The sequence below is a fragment of the Flavobacterium anseongense genome, from assembly GCF_021608185.1.
GTDB lineage: Bacteria > Bacteroidota > Bacteroidia > Flavobacteriales > Flavobacteriaceae > Flavobacterium > Flavobacterium anseongense.
Genome location: NZ_JAKIHN010000004.1, coordinates 157,864 through 174,992, shown reverse-complemented (window position 1 = coordinate 174,992; position 17,129 = coordinate 157,864). Strand labels below are relative to the sequence as shown.

Here is a 17,129-nt window from a genome sequence, read left to right as displayed (position 1 = left end):
TTCCTTTTTAAAACTGAAAATAGATAAACGAACTGCCGCTTTCCTGTGCCCAAATAAGCAATAACAACATTCCCGACCAAACAATGCTCAGCCAAACCCAAGAAAGTTTGTAAGCAACATCGAGGACTTTGGTGTTTCGTAAAAACCAATGAAATATTACTATGAATGGGACAATAATAGCCACTTTCAAAATGGCTAAAGTGGTTAACAATGGTTTTCCATCTGCCATTCCAAACATAGATTGCAACAACGCCCACGAACCTGCAAACGTTTCCGAACGAAAGAAAACCCATGTAATATTGACCAACATAAAGGTTAACACCGCATAACAAAAGTTAGTTACTGTATTAGCTGAAGTATTACTTTCAGACTTCACTCCTCTTCTGTCTTTAAAGAATTTTTCCACCCAAAGATACAAACCGTGTAATCCGCCCCAAGCCACAAATGTCCAATTAGCACCATGCCATAAACCTCCCAAAAGCATCGTCATCATTAAAGCAAAATACATCTTAGCTTTTCCGTTTCGGCTTCCTCCTAACGGAATGTATAAATAATCTCTTAGCCAACTGGATAAGGTAATATGCCAACGACGCCAAAAGTCTGTAAATCCTATTGCTGCATAGGGATAGTTAAAGTTCTGAGGCAATACAAATCCAAGACATAAGGCCACACCAATAGCGCAGGTAGAATAGCCAGCAAAGTCTAAAAAGATTTGTCCGGAAAAAGCGAGAACGCCAATCCATGCATCCAACATCGGTAATTTATCATGGCTATCAAAAACCGAATCGGCTGTAGATGACAACATGCTATCGGCTAAAACTACTTTCATAAACAAGCCTAAAGTCAAAAGTAGCAATCCATCCATCATTTGCTTGCGCGAAGCTACTCTCGGACTTTCAAATTGTGGAACTAATTGTGGTGGTCTGACAATCGGACCGGCAACCAAGTGCGGAAAGAAGGTCACAAACAAAGAGAAATCCAATAGTGATTTGACTGGCTTGCTTTCCTTTTTATACATATCTATGGTGTAACACAAAGTTGTGAATGTGTAAAACGAAATTCCGGCCGGAAGGATAATATTTGGTTTAGCCGGATTAAAATCAAATCCGACAACGTGACTCAAAGCTACAAAGTTGTCTAACAAAAATGTTCCGTATTTGAAAAAGCAAAGCATTCCCAAATTACCGATCAAACTAACGACTAGTAAAAGTTTCTTTTTATGTGGATTTTCTTCATTATATAACGCCCGACCTACATAAAAATCGATAACAGTCGACATCCATAACAGCAGTATAAACGGCGGATTCCAGGCAGCATAGAAAATATAACTAGCCAATAACAGGTTTACTTTTTTGGTTTTCCACGGAATTGGTAAGTTGTGCAGAAAAAGTATCAGTATAAAGAAAGCGACGAATGTATAGGAATTGAATACCATAATTGCTTGGGATTAGTTGGTTTGTGGTTTGTTAGATTGCAAATCGGTAAAGCCTTTTTGTTTACTCAATTCATTAAAAAATGATTTGGTAAACAGTACGGCATCTGAAAGCTTCAAATGTGAAAATTCAGGACAATCAAAATGATTCATTTCCGGATAATCCATAAAATGAATTCCGGGACAATCCGTTTCTTTTAACAATCTTTCCCAATACTTTTCTCTGGGAAAACCCATAGTTTCTCCTTTATAGTAATCACCGCTCGATGGCGTTCTCACAAATACTACTTCACCTCCACGTGCCTTTATTTTGTTGACGTTTTCTTTTACCGATTTGAAGATTGCCTCAAAAGCTTGCGGAGGCGTTGGCGGTCCGCTCTTCGCCATTTTGGCAAAGAAAACCCAATTGCTTTTTACCTGATTAACTTCAGCTGTATTCGCCACAAACTCATCGGTCATATAATGTTGTCTTCCAAAAGTAATCATCGAAAAATTTCTTGGAAAATAAGGCATCATAAAAACTCCCGGTCTGCTTTGTATTCCTAAGCCGTCAAGTTGTGCATTTAAAGAAAAGTAATCCTTGTTCAAAAAAACAAACTGTGATTCAAGAACTCTGTTTAATTCAAAACTGACGCGTTGAGCAGGTGTTCGGTCATGAAAGTATTTTATACGTTCAATTGCGGTTTCCAAATTAGGTGGCGCCATAGAAAAGAATAATCCTTCAGTCACATCAATAACCAGCTTTCCTTTAAAGTTTGGGTCGTTGGCCAAATCTTCTAAAATAGGTCGCGGACAACTTCCTTCAATAGCCAATTGTATCGGATGAAAAGGAGTCAGACTATTCCATGTGGCTTGATCAAGATCATACTTGATGCGTGATGAACCAATAAAAACAACGGCTTTATCTGAAGGTTCATAAACCATTGCCCGTTTATCTGACCAAAGCGGCGCTCCATCGTCATAATCTATGACAACGCCTTTAGACCGTAAATAAATTTCAAAGCTTAATACAACAGTGACTACAATAACTAAGGTTAAAATAGCCGATTTGAAAAGGGATTTTTCGTTCATAATGTTACAGTTGAGGTAATGAAGTCTTATAAAATCTAATCAAGTGGGGAAATGATTAGTAATGATTTTATTGCTATAAGTCTCAAATTTAATAAATTAATTAGTTGAGACACGAGCAGCTAACTTTATTTATGAACCATTTTCTTGTTAATAAGTTAATCGAAGCACTAACGTATTTGAAAACAAAAAAAAACCGAAACCATCTTTTAAAACAGTTTCGGTTTTAGCGTTTACTCCGCAGTAACCGGATTAATTATATTCTTGACTTCAGCAATGTTATTGGCTGGAAAGCCACCCTGCTTAGCATGCTCTTTTATCAATTCTTCGTTAGGTGCTATATAAACACAATAAATTTTGTCACCGGTAACAAAACTTTCCACCCATTGGATTTCTGATCCTAATTTGCTTAAAACACCACAAGAGGTTTGTGAAATTCCTTTTAATTGCTCTTGAGTTAAATTACCCGCTCCGGGAATTTCTCGTTCAATAACATACTTTGGCATAATTTTCTATTTTAAATTAATATTTGAATTATTGTTCTACACTTTCTCACCATAAATTACCAATGCACTGGAATCAATCTGTACATTTCCGTCGGGATATCTTTCATTGATAAGCTGATATACTTCTCTTCTTATTTTTTCTTTCATCGCATCATCAGCCTTGCTCAATGCTGCTACAAAAGGTGCTGCAACTTCAGTCATCATATTCCAATAAACATCTGTAGTCTTGCATTTTAGTTTTCCTGCTACTTCCCGTTGGGAAACATTGGCAAATCCTGCCTGTTGAAATAATTCGACAATAAAATTGTCTTTGGCACAGCGAAACATTCCGGGAGAACCAGGCGGTGGTGCCGGTAATTCCATATTACGGTTTATGGTTCCCATGGATGCCGTTACCCAAAAGTTCTTTTCCGGACCATTCCAAACCGAAGTAGCTATCCTTCCACCCGGTTTCAAAACACGCTGCATTTCCTTGGCAGCTAGAAGCATATCGGGAAAAAACATAAAACCAAACCGGCAACTTATTGCATCAAAGGTGTTGTTTTCAAAAGGCAATTCACAAACATCACAAGCCTGCGTTTCAATATTCTTTATACCTTTAAGCATTGCGTTTTCACGTGCTATTTCAAGCATATCATCTGATAAATCGGTGATTACTACTTTTCCATTGGTAACGATTTTGGCTATTGTCAATCCGGGTTCGCCTGTTCCGGCAGCAATATCCAAAACATTATCGGTTTCTTTTAACCTCAATAATTTAATGATTTCATCGCCCATTGGCTGCAGAAAATCCATCATCAGGTCGTCCCATTTTTTCCATCCTGGAGAAAATTTGTTCCATGAAGCTTTTTGTTGTTCACGGATTTCTTCTAATTGTTGTTCCATACTATTGGTATTTTAATTTGTTAGTAAAACCAGCAGTGTAGTTAAATTTGTATGGCAATTTGATTTGGCAGATAGACCAAGAACAGAGGCGTATTTTATTCTAAACGTAAAGATACTAAATATTTAAATTGAAAATTACAGTTTACAATTGTTTGTTTTGTTTGTTATCTTTGGAATGCAGAAACAACTATTTTGTCTGCATTATTTTATGCTTCAAAAACAATTAGAATTAACCCACGAACAAACTTCTCCACTCTTTCGGATTATGTGGACACAAAATATCAATGACTTTCAAAGAAGACATTTTGACAATAACATTTGTGCATTTCACATTGGCAGTGGTTATATATTATCAGTAGCCCATAACTTAAAAACAGAAGCCAAGTATTTCAGATGGATTGAAAATGGAATTTATCTAACCAATATTTTTCCTTATCTGAATTCCGAGCAAGTACAACTATTTGAAACCTGCTATCCATTAGATATTGCTACAGGAAAAAGATATTGGAATAGTAATAATCCAAGTGAATTTCAATTAGTGGTTGATACACTCAAGCAAATTAATTTTGATACGCGATGGATTACAATGATGGATCGTTCGATTTGCAAACCTTTTTTGGTAGTACAATTCAAGGAAAATCAGTTTTATAATAATCCTGCATTGACCGTTCATTTTAATACTGCTACTTCATTTGCAGAGTCAGGCATCAATCGACACACTTTTTTAGTTGAAGTCGCATTAGTAGAAGCTTTTTATAATGAAGATATTGCTTTGTATAAAATCGTGAATACCCCTCAGGAAATCATCGATGCAATGCCAAGTCTTGATGTGGATTATAGTATTTTAGATGACAATCAGGAAAATTATTATTGCCTGCAAAGTTCACCTATGAGTGAGATTGGGAAGCTACTTAACAAGGCCAAAATAGAAGGTTTTACAGAACATTTTGCTATCTATCAAGACCGTGTTGGCGGAAACTATAATCTCGAAGGTTTACGCTACTTAATCAAAGGTTATTTTAGATTTGGTTCTTCGGGCGCGCCTTATGTTCTTTATGATTCGAAAACAAATACATTTAAAGTAAACGCTATTCAAAGCGAAGCTTGTCCGATACAGCTTTCTATCAACAACCAACGTGACGGCAATTTTCAATACATTAATGCGATTGCTTCACCGTTGCAGATTATTCAGGAACGATTAAAGAAGCATTTGAAAGCATAAAGCAAAGTTTTATATGGATGTAAAAAAACCTGTCAGAGAAATTATCCCTAACAGGTTATACTAAAATTCAGAACTGATTATATCCCAAAAAATTAATAATTATAGGCAACTGCCTCATAATCTCCATTTGTTTTTTTAGTAACGGTAATAAAAGGATAACCTTTTGCGGCTGCTTTTTGCTTTATGCTTTGAATGGTTTGTTCAAACTGTTCTGATGATGATATTCCTTTAGTTTTATTGAGTATTCCGGTATAAGTAGCAACTTGATTCAATCCGGCTGTTTGATCTTTCCGACTTAAAACAGTGACTTTATCAAAATCACATTTTGCAGCTATAGCAACTTTTGCAGAAACTGTTTGAACATCTGATGTTTTTAGATTTTTCAAAGAAGCCACTGCATAGGCACTTACTTTTTGTTGTTCATAGCTTTCCGGATTCGAATAATATAGTATGCCATTTTCATTTTTAATAAAATTTACTGCATGTTCAGATCCGTCGTGTTTAACTAATTGATGTGTTTGTGCAAAAGCATTACTTCCCAAAATCACTAATAATGTTAAAAAGGTAGTTTTCATAAGATTAGAATTTAAAATATATTCAAATAAATAATGTGATTAAGAATGAATATAAAAGTCATTTTTAATCACATCAAAAATATAAATTATCACTTTTGCTTTGTGTTAAGGATGCGTTAAACGAACACTTAATTTGGATAAACTAAGCTAAAACTAACCTCTTTCTAATAAGCTAAAAGCTCTAACAAATGGTTTTCGAATCGCTCCTTAGGCAAATACTGATCTTCTAAGGCTTTCACGAATGGAATGGCGCTTTCCAAACTACCAACTCTTCTAACCGGTCCATCTAAATGTTCGAAGCATTGCTCCATAATCATAGCCGAAATATCGCTGGCAACTCCTCCAAAAAGCGTGTCTTCCTGTAGAATGATTACTTTGTTTGTTTTCTTTACGGAGGCAAAAATAGCATCAGTATCCAAAGGTTGTAACGTTCTTAAATCCAATAAATCAGCACTGATTTCAGGATGTTTATTTAGTGTTTCCAAAGCCCAATGCACTCCGGCTCCAAACGAAATGATGGTTACCTGTGTCCCTTCTTTCAACAAAGCAGCTTTTCCAAACGGAATGGTGTAATAATCGGAAGGCACATCCTGATAAACCGAACGGTATAATTGTTTGTGCTCAAAGAACATTACCGGATTTGGGTCGTTGATTGCCGTATTCAACAATCCTTTTGCGTCATATGGAAAAGCAGGATAAACGACTTTCAATCCCGGCGTTTTAGTAAACCAGGCTTCATTGGTTTGTGAATGAAAAGGTCCGGCTTGTGTTCCGCCACCACAAGGCATACGCACTACAACATCGGCTTTTTCATTCCAACGATAGTGTTGTTTTGCTAAAAGATTTACAATCGGATTAAAACCTGTTGAAACGAAATCGGCAAACTGCATTTCGACAACTGCTTTGTGACCGTTTATAGATAATCCCATTCCGGCAGAAACCACAGCGCTTTCGCAGATTGGTGTATTGCGAACTCTTTCTTTTCCAAACTGATCGACAAAACCATCCGTAATTTTAAAAGCACCACCATATTCAGCAATGTCCTGACCCATAATAACCAAGTTATCATGACGCTCCATCGATTGACGCAAGGCATTTGAAATTGCATCTACAACTCTAATGTTTTCTACTTTATCCGAATGATTAACTTCTTCAAAATCATACGGTTTGTAAACATCACCTAATTCTTCTTCTAAACTTGCCGTAATGTCCGGCTCAGCTTGAGTAATTGCCCAATGTTCATCAATTTCTTTCTTGATGGCTTTGGTTATCTTAGCATCTTCTTCATCCGAAAGCACACTAATTCGTTGCAGATATTCTTTATAATTTGAAATCGGATCTTTGATTGCCCACATATCCATCAATTCCTGCGGAACATATTTTGTACCACTTGCTTCTTCGTGACCTCGCATTCTGAAGGTTTTAAACTCTAATAAAACTGGTCTAGGGTTCTCAGCCAAAGACGCTTTAAGTTCAGCTATTTTAGAATAAACTTCTAATATATTATTCCCGTCAAGTATATGACTTTCCATGCCGTAGCCTATTCCCTTATCAGCAAGGTTTTCACAACGGTATTGCTCGTTAGTTGGTGTCGAAAGTCCATAACCATTATTTTCAATCACAAATAAAACCGGCAAATCCCATACCGATGCTATGTTTAATGCCTCGTGAAAATCTCCTTCTGATGTTGCACCTTCTCCGGTAAAAACTGCAGTAACTTTTCCGTTCTTCTTTAATTTGTTGGCTAATGCAATTCCATCTGCTACACCCAATTGTGGACCCAAATGCGATATCATTCCGATGATATTAAACTCTTGGGTTCCAAAGTGAAAACTTCTGTCTCTGCCTTTGGTAAATCCGGTTTTCTTTCCCTGCCATTGTGAAAATAATCGCTGCAACGGAATATCACGACCTGTGAAAACTCCTAAATTTCTATGCATCGGCAGAATGTATTCGTCTTTATCTAAAGCAGCGGTTATTCCGACAGAAATTGCTTCCTGACCAATTCCAGAAAACCATTTAGACACTTTTCCCTGACGCAGTAGAATCAGCATCTTTTCTTCAATAAGTCTTGGTTTTAGTAATTTTTTATATAAATCCAATAATTGAACATTGGATAACTCTTTTCTGTCGAAATTCATTTGGTCGTATTTAAAGCCCTGCAAAAATATCACTTTTTTTGTTCCTAAAAAAGATGAAACTGTTTGAATTCTCCCTTTTTACCAGCTGTTACAGTTTTTTGGGCAATCACTTCTTTCGGATTGATAAATAAAAAATTGCTAACAATTGTCGGTTAATAAGATTATGAAATATGTTAAAAATTAACATTTAAATTTCATAATTAATTATTACTTTAACGAAAAATTATAATTATGAAAGTTAAAAAAGGTTTCTTTAGAGCATTAAGAGTGTTTTTTTTATTTGTAGTTGGAGCGCTGGTTCTAGGATATGTATATGACAATATTCAGCTTGGGGCTACTATAGGAGTTGGTCTGGGAATACTCTGGATGGGAGTTGCTTATTTTAATGCTGAAGACGGAGAAGAAGAATAAATAAATAATTAATCTATTTATCGGATGAAATATGCAGTGACTATTTTAGTTGCCTTCTTTTTTATTTGTTGCAGTAAATCAACTTTTAATGCTGATTGGACAAAAGAAACCGCTCCTCCTAATTACACCGCACGTTTTGAAACATCGAAAGGAAATTTCGATATAGAAGTAACCCGAGAATGGTCTCCACAAGCAGCTGATCGTCTGCACCAATTACTGACACATCATTTTTATGACAATCAACTTTTTTATAGAGTTGTGCCCAATTTTGTCGTGCAGTTCGGAAATATCGATACTATCGTCTACAAGAAATGGGAAAAATTTAAGGTTCCGGATGAGCCTGTGCTTAAAAGCAACCTAAAAGGTTATGTGAGTTTTGCCCGGGATGGCAAGGAAACACGCGGAAATGACTTGTTTATCAACCTAAAAGACAATGTGAGGTTAGACACCGTTTCTCCTAAAGATGTAAGAGGTTATCCGGTGTTGGGCTATGTGATTAATGGCATGGATGTAGTAGAAAAACTTTATTCCGGCTATGGCAATAAAACTATGGATGTATATGACTCCTTAAGTGCCAACCGAAAAAAGTACTTGCAACTATTTCCAAAACTAGACTCCATTAAGAAAGCGTATATAATTAAAAATAAATAATAAGCACCAAAATATAGAATCCCAAATTCCAAAATCTTTAAGTTATTGGAATTTGGGATTTGTTTTTTTGTAATTTTACCAGCTATGGATTTACAAGATCAACTTAAAAAATTATTTCCCGAGCACCAACCTTCAAACGAACCTGAAGTAGTTGAAGAAGCATCTCATATTCTTTTTATCCAAAAAGAACCCATGATTTGCAAATATGAAAGACGAAAAGGAAAAGCCACAACTATCATTGAAGGCTACGAAGGCAGCGATGAGGATTTTAAGATTTTAGCAAAGGAACTTAAAACTAAACTTAGCGTTGGAGGCACTTTTAAAGACAGCGCTATCATCATTCAAGGTGATTATCGTGATAAAATAATGAACCTGCTTAAAGACAAAGGCTTTAAAGTAAAGCGTGTAGGCGGATAATTTAAAGTACGAAATACGAAGAACAAAGTACGAAGTGAAAAAATAAATTAACAAATAACCACCCGAGGCGAAGCCGAATTGTATGGAGCGCAGCGGAATAAAATTAACGAATAACCAAATGATCAAGTCATCAGAATTAATACTAAACCCAGACGGAAGTGTTTATCACTTAAACCTAAAACCGGAACATATTGCTACAGATATCATCTTTGTGGGCGACCAAAATAGAGTTGAAAAAATAACACAGTTTTTTGACAGCATCGAATTTTCTACACAAAAACGCGAATTCAAAACGCAAACAGGATATTACAAAGGCAAAAAAATCACTGTAATGTCAACAGGAATTGGTCCGGACAATATCGATATTACCATCAACGAATTGGATGCTTTGGTGAATATCGATTTAGAAACACGTAAACCAAAGGAGACATTGACTTCATTGAATATTGTTCGTATCGGAACTTCAGGCTCGTTACAGGAAGATATTCCTGTAGACAGTTTTGTGATGGGTGAATTTGGTCTTGGCTTAGACAACATGCTTCGCTCCTACGTGATTGATGACATCTGCGAAAAAGACATGGAAGATGCCTTTATCAAACACACCAATTGGGATTTGAGAAAAGGAAAACCATACATCATTGGATGCTCGGAAACACTAAAAAACAAATTCGACAGTAGCCAAATTCATAAAGGAATTACCGGAACTGCAGGTGGCTTTTACGGACCACAAGGAAGAGTTTTGCGTTTGGCAATTCAGGATCCTGAATTGAACAGCAAAATGGATAATTTCAAATTCGGCGATGTCCGAATGGCAAATCTTGAAATGGAAACGTCAGCTATTTATGGTTTAGGAAAACTTTTGGGACACAATTGCTTATCGCTAAATGCTATCATTGCCAATCGTGCCAACGGAACTTTCAGCACTGATCCTTATAAAGCTGTTGATGCTTTGATTCAGTATACTTTAGGAAAGCTTGCAGAGTAAATGTCATCCTGAGCTTGTCGAAGGAAGGAGCTATTTCCCGCTATACATTGCAATCTTTTTAACTTGTTTTGAAAACAAGCTAAAAAGGATTTCCATTGCTATCGGGGCTAAAAAACATTTACTATGAACCTAATCCTCGAAACAGAACGCCTCATACTCCGCCCATTAGAACTTGCTGATGCAGCAGCTATGTTTGCTATGGATAGCAATCCGGAAGTGCATAAATACCTTTGGCAGAAACCATTTCAGGATATCGGAGAAAGTATCAAAATAATTGAGAACGTCAGACAACAATATAAAACAAACAATATAGGTCGATTTGCCACCATAATAAAAGAAACCGGAGAATTTATTGGTTGGACTGGAATCAAGTTTGTCGATAATCATGTCGAAAATGGCAACACTAATTTCTTTGATTATGGCTATCGCCTAAATGAAAAATTCTGGGGAAAAGGCTATGCAACCGAAGCCACAAAATTATGGCTGGATTATGGTTTAAACCAGATGAATATTGATAAAATACACGCTTACACCCACAGCGAAAACATTGCTTCAAATAAAGTTCTGGAAAAGACTGGAATGAAATTCATGCAGGAATACATCGCCGAAGATGGTGTCAAGTGGAATTGGTGGTTAATAGAAAATCCCAATTCAGATACGCTTCGATCCACTCCGCTATAGAAACGCCCTTCGTACTCTTAGAAGCGCTTCGCTTTTAGATTGTTAGAATTTAATATATCCTAAAATCTAAGAAGTCTAACAAGTGTAGCCGTATCTAAGAAAAAAAGCAATAATTTTGAAAATCTAAAGGCGAAGCCGTATCTAACTGTCTAAAAATCTAACTATCTAAATGAAAACAATAAAAATAGCCGGCGTTCCCGAGCATTTCAACTTACCTTGGCAACTATGCATCGAAAATGGTGAGTTTGAGGAAATAGGTATCGATTTACAATGGACAGACATTCCGGAAGGCACAGGCAAAATGTGTCAAATGCTTCGTAACGGAGAAACCGATATGGCTGTTATTTTAACCGAAGGAATTGTAAAAGATATTGTTGCCGGAAATGACTGTTCTATTGTACAGGTTTATGTAGAAAGTCCTTTGATATGGGGAATTCACGTTGCTGCTGCTTCAAAATACCATTCATTAGCAGATTTGAAAAATACCAAAGTTGCCATTTCCCGTTATGGTTCCGGTTCGCATTTGATGGCTTATGTCAACGCACAAAATCAGAATTGGAATACCGATAAACTGCAATTTGAAATCGTAAACACTATCGATGGCGCAGTTGAAGCCTTGACAAATGGCAATGCCGATTACTTTATGTGGGAACGCTTTATGACAAAACCTTTAGTTGATACAGGTGTTTTTCGACGTGTAGATGATTGTCCAACACCCTGGCCCTGCTTTGTTATTGCTGTTAGAAATGAATTTTTGGAAGCCAACAAACAATCTATTGCCCTGATTTTAGAAACGATAAACAATACCACTATCGAATTCAAAGATATTCCTAGTATCGACAGAACGTTGGCATCAAAATACAATCAAAAAACAGCAGATATTCAGGAATGGTTATCGCTTACTAAATGGTCACAAAAACCATTAGAAGAAAAAGTGTTAAACAATATCCAAAATCAATTATTTGACCTAAAGATTATAGATAAAAAAGGTACTTTTGCTGAAATAGTGAAAGCCGTTTAGCTTTTGCCATTGGCACTATGATAAAATTAGGAAGTCTTACTTATCAGCAACTTAAAGAAAAATTCAGGATAAAAAGTCCGTGGGATTTAATTATCATTTTTGTACTAAACATCCTTATTACCATTCCCATTTTTATCATCGCACATCACAATTTTATTACACTCGATTGGGCACATCACGTAGACAGAGTTTTATTGTTTCTTTTTATTCTTATAATAATTCAGTTCATTTTAAGAGCAATGAGAAGAGTAACTCTAATTTCGGTGATACTCTATTTAATTTTTTTACTTTTCGGAACATTTTCAGGTACATACAATTTTAAAACCGTGTTTGAAGATTACCGTTCGATGATGTACACAATGAGTGAAGATCCATATCCACAAGATATTATCATTTCCAAATTGCTTCCTTTTCCCAACAAATCAAAAATTTTAGCCGCAGTCGAATATCAAAATCCCAAAATAAGAAACTTTGCTATTAGCGCCATCAACAAGCATTTTAAAGATGTAAAAGGTTATTATGACTATTTTACCATCATTCAGTCATTTGCTATTTTTAAAGAAATAAACAGCCGTTGGAATTACGTCAGCGACCCAAAAGGACATGATTATATTGCCAAAGCCACCGAATCGCTTCAATACCTTTCGGGAGATTGCGACGATCATTCTATTTTTATGGTAGCCTGCATCAAATCTATTGGTGGCACAACACGATTGATTCACACCAAAGGACATATTTATCCCGAACTATTAATCGGCAATAAAAATGATTTGGAACATATAAATTATGCTATCAAAAAAGTACTTTTTACAAAAGAAAGCAAAAACAAACCAATTAATTATCATATCGATGAACGAGGAAACATTTGGCTAAATCTCGATTACACAGCAAAATATCCAGGTGGTCCATTTATGAATGAAGAAATTCTCGGAGCATTGACACTTGATTAATTTGGTTATTTGGTTATTTGGTTATTTGGTTATTTGAAACTCATAATTTATTTCTATCTTCGTTTCTAAATAAAGCAACCCATAATGAAAAAGTTATTTTGTCTGTTTCTCCTAGTATCATTGGCTTCACAAGCACAAGAAAACACCGTGCTTGCCAATAAAAAAAATGAATTTCGTGTAGATGTTTTGGCTGCAATTGTTTATACAAAAGCAAGTTTTAGTTACGAACGCTTTTTTGGCAAGGATTGGTCAACAGGTTTTAATGTGAATTTTTCAAACAGTAAAAAACTAAATGAAGACTTTGACAATGGCTACAGAAATAATGTCCCTAAGTTTGAGTTCAATCCGTATTTGAGGTATGCTTTGTCAAAAAGTAAATCAAGATATTACTTCGCCGAAGTATTTGGTTCGTATAATGGCGGTGATTACAAAGAAATAATCCGAATCGGTGGTATGGCTATGCCTGATTACTACACTACCAAAAAGTCAAAATATACCGATTTTGGTTTAGGCGGAAGCTTGGGCTACAAAATGTATTTTAAGGAAAAGATTGCTTTGGAGTTCATTGTTGGATTTGGTTCAAACCTCACCAATCGCGATAAAAGTCCCGATGTTATTTCGAGAGTTGGTTTAAATTTAGGGTACAGATTTTAATAAAAAGAAAGATGAAAAAATTACACTATATACTATTAATAGCTACTGCGTTCCTGGTTTCAAATTGTGATACCAACGACGATGGTTTTTACAATAATGTTTTTGTTGATATTCCAAATTTAGTTTCCATCGAGTCACATTCTCCAACTTATACTGTCGGTGAAAAGTTATACATCGATGCTGATTTCCCAAGGTATTTAAGTGATGGTGCTCTTTTAGATATTTATCAAACGACAGGCGCAACTCAATTTGCTTTTTCTTATGTAATCGAAAAACAAATCAATGCAACCGAATGGGAAGTCGTATCTGTAAATGACAGCCAATTAGACATCGTTAAAGGCGATGCTCAAAACGGCTCTTATGTTTACGGAATATGTGAATACAATACAACCGACGAAACTTATGAATATCGTGTTGGGTTTCCGTTATTGACGGCAGGAACTTATCGTATGAGTTTTGGCTATAATAGCGATTCTTTGAATAGTGTGGAATTGCGTTCGTTAAGTCCGGCTACCCGTTTGGTTCTAAACATCAATTCTGTAGTTACCGGATTAAATTCGAGTGGTTATTATACCTTCTCAGTAAATTAAACTTACCATTCAATCGGTTCTTTTCCTAAACTTTGCAGGTAAGCATTGGTTTTACTAAAATGCCTGTTTCCAAACCATAAGCCACGATTGGCGCTCAATGGTGATGGATGTCCGGTTTCTAAAACATGATGTTTGTTTCGGTCGATTTTGGCGCCTTTTTTTTTGGCAAATCCGCCCCAAAGCAGAAATACAACATTCTCTTTTTCGTCTGATATTTTCTGAATAATTGCATCGGTAAACGTTTCCCATCCTTTATTCTGATGACTTCCTGCTTCACTTTCTCTAACTGTTAAAGTAGCGTTGAGCAACAAAACACCTTGGTCAGCCCATCGTTCTAAATTTCCGGATTTTGGAAAAGAAACATGAATATCAGTTTGAATTTCTTTAAAAATATTAATCAACGAAGGCGGAAAAGCAATGCCATCATTGACCGAAAAACACAATCCATTGGCTTGACCAAATCCGTGATAGGGATCCTGACCAATAATGACAACCTTTACTTTATCAAACGGACAATGGTCAAATGCTGCAAAGATTTCAGTTCCTTTTGGAAAGCATCTATTTGTATTGTACTCGTTTTTGACAAAGGATATCAACTGTTCAAAATAAGGTTTTTCAAACTCGTTAGTAAGTTTCTCTTGCCAAGATGGATGAATTTTGACTAACATTAATTTTTTTTTACAAATATATGTACTTTAAAACTTTGTAACTTTGACGTTTTACAACTTTTATGATATCCATCACCGATAAAACATTACAAGATTTAGAATTCAATACCGTTTTGCAAACCATTTCAGAAAGATGTAACACTGAAATTGGAAAGCAGAAAGCACTCGAAATTGTGCCATTCAAAGACAAAGAAATTTTAATGAATGTATTATTGCAAACGTCTGAATATTTATCATCTTTTTCAAATAACAATGCGATTCCAAATCACGGATTTGATAATCTGACCAACGATTTAAAATTCCTCGCTATCGAAGATAGTTTCCTTGAAGTGGGTAGTTTCAGAAAAATTGCCACGCTTTCAGAAACCGTAAATGTGTTGTTGCTGTTCTTTAAGAAGTTCCATGATTATTATCCAAAGCTAAACGACAAAGCTGCACAAGTTGAATACACTAAATTCATCATTCAAAAAATAGATGAAATCGTTGATAAATATGGAGAAATAAAAGATAATGCTTCGCCCAATTTAATCAATATCAGAAGAGATATGAATTTGGTTCGTGGTAAAGTCAATCAGAGTTTCGGACAAGCGATGACACAGTATAATTCTTTAGGTTATTTAGATGAAATCAAAGAAAGTTTTGTTGAAAACCGCAGAGTTTTAGCGGTTTTAGCGATGTATCGCCGAAAAGTAAAAGGTTCAATTTTAGGAAGTTCTAAAACAGGAAGCATTGCTTATATCGAACCCGAAGCAACGCTTCGTTATTCAAGAGAATTGAGCAATTTGGAATATGAAGAGCGCGAGGAAATCACTCGAATTTTAAAGAAATTATCCAGCGATATTCGTCCGTTTTTAGAGTTGCTAAATCAGTACCAGGAGTTTCTTAGCGACATTGATGTTATTTCGGCGAAAGCCAAATATGCCAATAAAATCAACGCCATTTTACCAACAATTACCACTGAAAAACAATTATATTTCAGAGATGCCTTCCATCCTATTTTGTTTTTAAGCAATTTGGAAAAGAAAGAAAAAACATTTCCGCAAACTATTGAATTAAATAATGAAAGTAGGATTATTGTCATCTCGGGACCAAATGCCGGTGGAAAAACCATATCGCTAAAAACTGTCGGATTATTGCAACTTATGCTTCAAAGTGGTATTTTAATTCCGGTTCACGAACGCAGCAAAACGTTTTTATTTGATAGAATTCTGACTGATATTGGCGACAATCAATCGATAGAAAATCATTTAAGCACCTATAGTTATAGGTTAAAAAACATGAACTATTTTCTGAAGAAATGCAATAACAAGACTTTGTTTTTGATTGATGAATTTGGAACAGGTTCTGACCCCGAACTGGGCGGTGCTTTGGCAGAAATATTTTTAGAAGAGTTTTATCATCGTGAAGCATTCGGAATTATCACCACGCATTATTCTAATTTGAAGATTTTGGCAAACGAATTGCCTTTTGCATCAAATGCCAATATGCTTTTTGATGAAAAGTCTTTGGAACCAATGTACAAATTGATTTTAGGACAAGCCGGAAGTTCTTTTACCTTTGAAGTTGCTCAGAAAAATGGAATTCCATTTGGCTTAATCAATCGGGCCAAAAAGAAAATCGAAGGTGGAAAAGTGCGCTTTGACAAAACCATTGCGACACTTCAAAAAGAGCGTTCTAAACTAGAAAAGACTTCTCAAAACTTAAAAGAAGAAGAAACAAAAACTCGGGAAGAAAGCAGGAAAATGGAATCTATAAATGCTAAAATTCAGGAGAAATTAGAACGGTATCAGGAACTGTATGATGCCAATCAACGCCTGATTTATATCGGACAAAAAGTAGATGACATTTCGGAGAAATACTTTAATAACAAAGACAAAAAAGTCTTGATTGGTGAGTTTTTAAAAATGGTAGAAATCGAAAACTCCAAACGTAAAAAAGCAACCGTAAAAGAAAAAGCGGCAAAGGAAATCATTCAAAAAATAGTTATTGAAGAAGTCAAAGTTAAAGTAGAAGAAATTCGAGCCAAAAAGAAAGAAAAAAAGTTAAAAGTACTTCCGGTAGAAAAACCAAAAGTTATACTTAAAGTCGGCAACAGAGTCCGAATGATCGACGGCAAAGCCATTGGAACTATAGATAAAATTGAGAAGAATAAAGCAGTTGTCAATTATGGCGTTTTTACTTCAAAAGTAAACTTGGAGCAATTAGAATACGTTCAGGATAAATAATTACTGACACGAGCATAGCGACACTGATACAGTAAATAAATTCAGTG

General features: G+C 35.6%; 18 protein-coding genes. 11 read left to right on the top strand and 7 right to left on the bottom strand.

Annotated elements, in window-relative coordinates:
- Window positions 1–7: 7 nt before the first annotated feature.
- The 4 genes from L1S35_RS07695 to L1S35_RS07680 form a co-directional block, all read right to left on the bottom strand.
- The gene (locus L1S35_RS07695) at window positions 8–1,435 is read right to left on the bottom strand and encodes an MBOAT family O-acyltransferase (protein ID WP_236398839.1); all 1,428 of its coding nucleotides are present in this window, start codon (window positions 1,433–1,435) and stop codon (window positions 8–10) included.
- 12 nt (window positions 1,436–1,447) lie between these two features.
- The gene (locus L1S35_RS07690; protein WP_236398837.1) at window positions 1,448–2,503 is read right to left on the bottom strand and encodes a hypothetical protein; all 1,056 of its coding nucleotides are present in this window, start codon (window positions 2,501–2,503) and stop codon (window positions 1,448–1,450) included.
- Window positions 2,504–2,733: 230 nt separating this feature from the next.
- Window positions 2,734–3,006 (bottom strand): DUF4242 domain-containing protein, encoded by a 273-nt coding sequence (locus L1S35_RS07685; protein WP_236398834.1) that lies wholly within the window; start codon window positions 3,004–3,006, stop codon window positions 2,734–2,736.
- 36 nt (window positions 3,007–3,042) lie between these two features.
- Window positions 3,043–3,891, bottom strand: coding sequence for a class I SAM-dependent methyltransferase (locus L1S35_RS07680; RefSeq protein WP_236398832.1), 849 nt, complete (start codon window positions 3,889–3,891; stop codon window positions 3,043–3,045).
- 175 nt (window positions 3,892–4,066) lie between these two features.
- Between L1S35_RS07680 and L1S35_RS07675 the strand changes: the two genes are divergently transcribed.
- On the top strand, window positions 4,067–5,113 hold the full coding sequence (locus L1S35_RS07675; protein ID WP_236398829.1) for a hypothetical protein: 1,047 nt from the start codon (window positions 4,067–4,069) through the stop codon (window positions 5,111–5,113).
- 92 nt (window positions 5,114–5,205) lie between these two features.
- On the opposite strand, the gene L1S35_RS07670 is transcribed toward L1S35_RS07675, so the two are convergent.
- Together L1S35_RS07670 and L1S35_RS07665 are read right to left on the bottom strand one after the other, a co-directional pair.
- On the bottom strand, window positions 5,206–5,688 hold the full coding sequence (locus tag L1S35_RS07670) for a hypothetical protein (protein WP_236398826.1): 483 nt from the start codon (window positions 5,686–5,688) through the stop codon (window positions 5,206–5,208).
- Window positions 5,689–5,852: 164 nt separating this feature from the next.
- On the bottom strand, window positions 5,853–7,829 hold the full coding sequence (locus L1S35_RS07665) for an alpha-ketoacid dehydrogenase subunit alpha/beta (protein ID WP_236398823.1): 1,977 nt from the start codon (window positions 7,827–7,829) through the stop codon (window positions 5,853–5,855).
- Window positions 7,830–8,060: 231 nt separating this feature from the next.
- Here L1S35_RS07665 and L1S35_RS07660 point away from each other — a divergent pair, with 231 nt between their 5' ends.
- The 9 genes from L1S35_RS07660 to L1S35_RS07620 all read left to right on the top strand — a co-directional run bounded on the left by L1S35_RS07660 (window position 8,061) and on the right by L1S35_RS07620 (window position 14,189).
- A complete protein-coding gene (locus L1S35_RS07660; protein ID WP_236398820.1) occupies window positions 8,061–8,240 on the top strand; it encodes a hypothetical protein in 180 nt (59 codons plus the stop codon).
- Window positions 8,241–8,264: 24 nt separating this feature from the next.
- Window positions 8,265–8,891, top strand: a complete 627-nt coding sequence (locus L1S35_RS07655; protein WP_236398817.1) for a peptidylprolyl isomerase — start codon at window positions 8,265–8,267, stop codon at window positions 8,889–8,891.
- Between the two features lie 84 nt (window positions 8,892–8,975).
- Window positions 8,976–9,308, top strand: a complete 333-nt coding sequence (locus tag L1S35_RS07650; RefSeq protein ID WP_236398812.1) for a translation initiation factor — start codon at window positions 8,976–8,978, stop codon at window positions 9,306–9,308.
- Between the two features lie 118 nt (window positions 9,309–9,426).
- Window positions 9,427–10,293 carry a nucleoside phosphorylase gene (locus L1S35_RS07645; RefSeq protein ID WP_236398809.1) on the top strand — a complete coding sequence of 289 codons (867 nt, stop codon included), beginning with the start codon at window positions 9,427–9,429 and terminating at the stop codon, window positions 10,291–10,293.
- Window positions 10,294–10,416: 123 nt separating this feature from the next.
- Window positions 10,417–10,974: a GNAT family N-acetyltransferase gene (locus tag L1S35_RS07640; RefSeq protein WP_236398806.1), complete on the top strand. Its 558-nt coding sequence runs from the start codon at window positions 10,417–10,419 to the stop codon at window positions 10,972–10,974.
- Window positions 10,975–11,143: 169 nt separating this feature from the next.
- Window positions 11,144–11,995 carry a substrate-binding domain-containing protein gene (locus L1S35_RS07635; protein ID WP_236398802.1) on the top strand — a complete coding sequence of 284 codons (852 nt, stop codon included), beginning with the start codon at window positions 11,144–11,146 and terminating at the stop codon, window positions 11,993–11,995.
- Between the two features lie 17 nt (window positions 11,996–12,012).
- Window positions 12,013–12,945 (top strand): transglutaminase-like domain-containing protein, encoded by a 933-nt coding sequence (locus L1S35_RS07630; RefSeq protein ID WP_236398799.1) that lies wholly within the window; start codon window positions 12,013–12,015, stop codon window positions 12,943–12,945.
- An 84-nt stretch (window positions 12,946–13,029) separates the two neighbouring features.
- Window positions 13,030–13,599, top strand: a complete 570-nt coding sequence (locus tag L1S35_RS07625; RefSeq protein WP_236398796.1) for a DUF3575 domain-containing protein — start codon at window positions 13,030–13,032, stop codon at window positions 13,597–13,599.
- A gap of 11 nt (window positions 13,600–13,610) precedes the next feature.
- Window positions 13,611–14,189: a hypothetical protein gene (locus L1S35_RS07620; protein ID WP_236398793.1), complete on the top strand. Its 579-nt coding sequence runs from the start codon at window positions 13,611–13,613 to the stop codon at window positions 14,187–14,189.
- 2 nt (window positions 14,190–14,191) lie between these two features.
- Here L1S35_RS07620 and L1S35_RS07615 read toward each other — a convergent pair whose 3' ends face one another.
- Entirely contained in the window at window positions 14,192–14,857 is a 666-nt protein-coding gene (locus L1S35_RS07615; RefSeq protein ID WP_236398790.1) for a uracil-DNA glycosylase, read from the bottom strand.
- A gap of 62 nt (window positions 14,858–14,919) precedes the next feature.
- Between L1S35_RS07615 and L1S35_RS07610 the strand changes: the two genes are divergently transcribed.
- Window positions 14,920–17,082 carry an endonuclease MutS2 gene (locus L1S35_RS07610; protein WP_236398787.1) on the top strand — a complete coding sequence of 721 codons (2,163 nt, stop codon included), beginning with the start codon at window positions 14,920–14,922 and terminating at the stop codon, window positions 17,080–17,082.
- Window positions 17,083–17,129: the final 47 nt, after the last annotated feature.

What these genes read in the sequence shown, in the direction of transcription:
- L1S35_RS07610 (WP_236398787.1), top strand. Translation starts at nt 14,920, where the DNA reads ATGATATCCATCACCGATAAAACATTACAAGATTTAGAATTCAATACC.
- L1S35_RS07635 (WP_236398802.1), top strand. Translation starts at nt 11,144, where the DNA reads ATGAAAACAATAAAAATAGCCGGCGTTCCCGAGCATTTCAACTTACCT.
- L1S35_RS07655 (WP_236398817.1), top strand. Translation starts at nt 8,265, where the DNA reads ATGAAATATGCAGTGACTATTTTAGTTGCCTTCTTTTTTATTTGTTGC.
- L1S35_RS07620 (WP_236398793.1), top strand. Translation starts at nt 13,611, where the DNA reads ATGAAAAAATTACACTATATACTATTAATAGCTACTGCGTTCCTGGTT.
- L1S35_RS07625 (WP_236398796.1), top strand. Translation starts at nt 13,030, where the DNA reads ATGAAAAAGTTATTTTGTCTGTTTCTCCTAGTATCATTGGCTTCACAA.
- L1S35_RS07645 (WP_236398809.1), top strand. Translation starts at nt 9,427, where the DNA reads ATGATCAAGTCATCAGAATTAATACTAAACCCAGACGGAAGTGTTTAT.
- L1S35_RS07615 (WP_236398790.1), bottom strand. Translation starts at nt 14,857, where the DNA reads ATGTTAGTCAAAATTCATCCATCTTGGCAAGAGAAACTTACTAACGAG.
- L1S35_RS07640 (WP_236398806.1), top strand. Translation starts at nt 10,417, where the DNA reads ATGAACCTAATCCTCGAAACAGAACGCCTCATACTCCGCCCATTAGAA.
- L1S35_RS07650 (WP_236398812.1), top strand. Translation starts at nt 8,976, where the DNA reads ATGGATTTACAAGATCAACTTAAAAAATTATTTCCCGAGCACCAACCT.
- L1S35_RS07680 (WP_236398832.1), bottom strand. Translation starts at nt 3,891, where the DNA reads ATGGAACAACAATTAGAAGAAATCCGTGAACAACAAAAAGCTTCATGG.
- L1S35_RS07685 (WP_236398834.1), bottom strand. Translation starts at nt 3,006, where the DNA reads ATGCCAAAGTATGTTATTGAACGAGAAATTCCCGGAGCGGGTAATTTA.
- L1S35_RS07665 (WP_236398823.1), bottom strand. Translation starts at nt 7,829, where the DNA reads ATGAATTTCGACAGAAAAGAGTTATCCAATGTTCAATTATTGGATTTA.
- L1S35_RS07630 (WP_236398799.1), top strand. Translation starts at nt 12,013, where the DNA reads ATGATAAAATTAGGAAGTCTTACTTATCAGCAACTTAAAGAAAAATTC.
- L1S35_RS07660 (WP_236398820.1), top strand. Translation starts at nt 8,061, where the DNA reads ATGAAAGTTAAAAAAGGTTTCTTTAGAGCATTAAGAGTGTTTTTTTTA.
- L1S35_RS07675 (WP_236398829.1), top strand. Translation starts at nt 4,067, where the DNA reads ATGCAGAAACAACTATTTTGTCTGCATTATTTTATGCTTCAAAAACAA.
- L1S35_RS07695 (WP_236398839.1), bottom strand. Translation starts at nt 1,435, where the DNA reads ATGGTATTCAATTCCTATACATTCGTCGCTTTCTTTATACTGATACTT.
- L1S35_RS07690 (WP_236398837.1), bottom strand. Translation starts at nt 2,503, where the DNA reads ATGAACGAAAAATCCCTTTTCAAATCGGCTATTTTAACCTTAGTTATT.
- L1S35_RS07670 (WP_236398826.1), bottom strand. Translation starts at nt 5,688, where the DNA reads ATGAAAACTACCTTTTTAACATTATTAGTGATTTTGGGAAGTAATGCT.